This is a genomic window from Klebsiella sp. C239, assembly GCF_048822715.1.
Lineage (GTDB): Bacteria > Pseudomonadota > Gammaproteobacteria > Enterobacterales > Enterobacteriaceae > Klebsiella > Klebsiella quasipneumoniae.
This window is the reverse complement of sequence record NZ_JBMEZK010000033.1, coordinates 1-3,482: the sequence shown is the minus strand read 5'-3', so window position 1 is coordinate 3,482 and position 3,482 is coordinate 1. Positions and strand designations below refer to the sequence as shown.

General features: G+C 50.2%; 3 protein-coding genes. 2 read left to right on the top strand and 1 reads right to left on the bottom strand.

Going from position 1 to position 3,482, the window contains the following annotated elements; all coding sequences use genetic code 11:
- The first annotated feature begins 278 nt into the window (after positions 1-278).
- Together ACOI6Z_RS27370 and ACOI6Z_RS27365 are read left to right on the top strand one after the other, a co-directional pair.
- Complete coding sequence (locus tag ACOI6Z_RS27370; protein WP_025760402.1) at positions 279-710, top strand: hypothetical protein; 432 nt, start codon at positions 279-281, stop codon at positions 708-710.
- 802 nt (positions 711-1,512) lie between these two features.
- Complete coding sequence (locus ACOI6Z_RS27365) at positions 1,513-1,947, top strand: hypothetical protein (protein WP_101837060.1); 435 nt, start codon at positions 1,513-1,515, stop codon at positions 1,945-1,947.
- Positions 1,948-3,043: 1,096 nt separating this feature from the next.
- On the opposite strand, the gene ACOI6Z_RS27360 is transcribed toward ACOI6Z_RS27365, so the two are convergent.
- Positions 3,044-3,472: a helix-turn-helix domain-containing protein gene (locus ACOI6Z_RS27360; protein WP_025760401.1), complete on the bottom strand. Its 429-nt coding sequence runs from the start codon at positions 3,470-3,472 to the stop codon at positions 3,044-3,046.
- Positions 3,473-3,482 lie beyond the last annotated feature (10 nt).

Sequence of the window (3,482 nt, the reverse complement as noted above, 5' to 3'; positions counted from 1 at the left end):
ATATAAAAAATTATTTGGTGTATATATTATATGATTATTCATATGAATAGGGTGACACTAGCGCCATTATTGTGCAACCACAAAAAGCTAACCTGAAGATAGAAAAAAAATTTTTCTGCCTCGAATAAATACGGAGTTAACGATATGAAAACCGAACAACGTCATGATCTTTTTGAAGATACTGAGGTATTTGGCGTATCCTTGTCTCTGTTGATTTCCAGAGCGAATGAGAAGTCTGTTACAATGCCCTCTGGTCTGACTAGGGAGCAGAGAAGGGAATGGGCGATAAAAACGGCACGCAAAGTTCAATCGTAACATATGCGCAATATACCGTAGATTTTTCTGATTCATTTTCAACGTTTTACGCTTCCCTTGTGGAGATGCCTACACGCCTCAATATCCTTGATTGTATCGATGAATTTATCGATCATTTTGAAAAAAATGGATTATGGGGTTGGAAAGGTAAAATAGCTCCGTCAAGCCGCCTGCCTGTAAACATTCCTGAACCGAAGAGAAGCGATCTAATCGCTCATGCAGAAGCTAATAAGCTTTGGCATGCTCATATCGGCGATCCCTCTTTCAGAGATACAGGACATGGTTACTCAGTTTCTGATGGCGTTTTGCATTTTCAAAAGCTGTCGTCCTACAGTATCAAACTACTTGAGGTAGGTTACCATCGCCCAATGGAGCTGCCGGTTGATGTTGATTAACATGGTCTTCCTGATAACTAATTACCCTTGACGGTTTCCGGCGACAGTAGTAGTTTCCCAGAAAAGAAAAAACCGCCCTGCAAGGCGGTTTTTTCGAAGGTTCAGAAAGTTGGGGAACTAACTGAACCGCGGTGACTGGCTTTAACGGAGCGCAGTAACCTAATCTGTCCTTCCAGTGTAGCCGTAGTCTGGCACCCACTTCAAGAACTCTTGTTAAGTTAGCTTAACATCTCGCTCCGTAAATAAGTCACCAGTGGCTACCGCCAGTGGCGATTCGTCGTGTCTGTCAGGGTTGGAATCAAGAGAACAGTTATCTGATAAAGGCGCGGTAGTCGGGTTGAACGGGGAGTTCGTGCATACAGCCCAGCTTGGAGCGAACCACCTACAAGGAACCCAGTTGCACGGGTAGGAATGAGAAAACGCCACCTTACGGCGGTCTGCAACGGGTAAACCTCACGGTGGGAACAGGAGAGCGCACGAGGGAGCGACCCATCGGAAACGGTGGGGATCTTTAAGTCCTGTCGGGTTTCGCCCCTTCTGATTTGAGCACCGGAAATCGCCTGATTTCTGTGAAGCTCGTCAGGAGGGCGAAGCCTATGGAAAACCGGGGAACCCGGAGGCCTGGCTCGGGGGGGGAAAGGGGGGTGTGCCGTTGATGTTAGCCAGAGAAGCGATCATCTCTTTTCCCGTTAGCTGGTAACGCTCGCCGCAGCGTTTAACTAGCGAAGTCTGTTAAACCGAGGAAGCGGAATATCACTGATGCTAAGGTTTTCGCTTACACACTGATGTTGAGGAGTTTCCCTTGTCCCGTCTCTACCGTGCTGCACTTCCTGAAGATTACGTCCATAACCCTGAAACAGGTCTTTGGGAACTTTCATTCGATCAGCGCCCCGTAGCAGGAACGCGCGCAGCTTCTCCTGAAGAAGGCGCTGCTCAGTACAATGCTGCCCGCGAAAAGTTTAAGTCGGCTGTGTCTGCCGTCCGTCAGCGTCCGGAACCGGTATTTTCTTTTACCGAAATGACGGAGTGGGTTGTGGAACATGGCACGCCGGAGCAATGTCAGGCCGTCCGTCTTATGTTTGATGCACGTGATAAAAATGAGTTTGATATTGCGGTGCGTGAAGGTCTGAAAGTGCTGCCCCGGCATCTCGATTTTGCCTACTTCTTTGGTCGCTTTTCCGATCGGATGCGTGTGTCTGTTCCGCTGCGGGAACGACTCAGTCTGCGTCTGCCCTGACGTTTACTCAGCGTAAACTCTGCGTTCTCTGCTTCCTGTTTTACTCCCTATTTTGACCCCTATTTTTATCTATTGTGATGCATAGGGAGCAAAATAGAGGTCAAAATAGGGGGGCTGGCGCATTGCATGCGCCAGAAAGGGACATGATTTTCTGAACGAAAATCACGCCCCAGGGGTTGCGCCGTGCGGCTTCACCCTCTCTGACTTCTCCGCGGCTGGACGCCACTCCGTCGCCAGATTCACCCGGCCCCGTCCGACGTCTCCGACGCCTGACCACCCCCTTAAGACGCTTACTCGTGTAACTCGTAAGCTTTAAGAGGGTGGTCAGGCGCCTGCGGCACCGACGGGGGGGCGTAGCCCCCGCTGCGCAAATCGTCCGTGGGCGGACTCGGAACGCTGGGGCGTTCCGTTGCTTGCGGCTCCCCCGAAAGCACGATCCCCTGGACGGGTATCGCAAAGCCTTAACCCGCACCCGTATGTTCTTCCGGCTCTCTTTTTTTGATGCGATGCAGGATAGGGCTGACGCCGCAAAGTGACGTCATCTGACGTTCTCTTGTTGAGTTATCAGGACAGGAAATGTTTTGTGGCCACCGCCACTGCGCCGACACCACAAAACAGCGGGACAAGATGTGTCTTTGGAGTACCGCCGGCACACCAAATCCTCCTGGTCAGGCCCCGCCCGACACCCTGAAAAATTTCGACACGTCGAAATTTCTGCGTTCTGGTTATCCACGTTAAATCGCCCCCCTTACGAAATCTCTGCCGCGCCTGGCGGCTTGGCCAACGCCTCACGGCCGCACAGTAAACTGCGCCCCCGTTCACCGTTATCGGTGGGGTTCAGCGAGCCTTTTGACCCGTTCGCAGGATTTTAGCGGCTAAAATCGCAGTCATGCACCTGCGTGCATAGCCATGCAGTCGCGCCAAAATCGTCAGGGGCGTTTTTCAGGGTTATGGGCGGGGAAAGGTGCCGGAAATCCGCAGGAGGCCGCAGAAACGCGCTGAGGGCGTCTCAGGGGGTGCGGCCAAGAGGTGTTATGGTAAATCAGAGTAATTGGCAGGCTCGCTTAACCATGAAAAGTTGAACTCGGCGGAAATTTCAAATTGTAGTTTTTCTTACGGTATATATGGGTTTTTTATGGCGTGGTTTTTTTACCTGTTCTGCTACTGATGGACCCATTGTGTCTAGGTAGTCAACAAGCTTTGTTAGGTCATAAATGTTACGACCTCCATATCGGCTGTCACTTTTTGATGTTGGTTTCTTGTCCAAGAGATTGGCTTTTTCCAGATCATTGATAGCTCTCTGAACTGTCCTTACAGAAACGCCCATTCGTATTGCTAGGCTCTCCATCGACGGGTGCGGCCATTCTTGTAGACTCCACCAATGAACTATGAGGTTAAGCAGAGTGTTGAAGGCCACAGAAGTTAGTTTTTTTTCGTTTTGTATAAAAAACAACACGGTAGGCACTGCTGTCCAGCCAAGAGACAAACCGCCAGCTTTCCATTTTTTATCAATGGAGTAAGTCATTGATTACCTT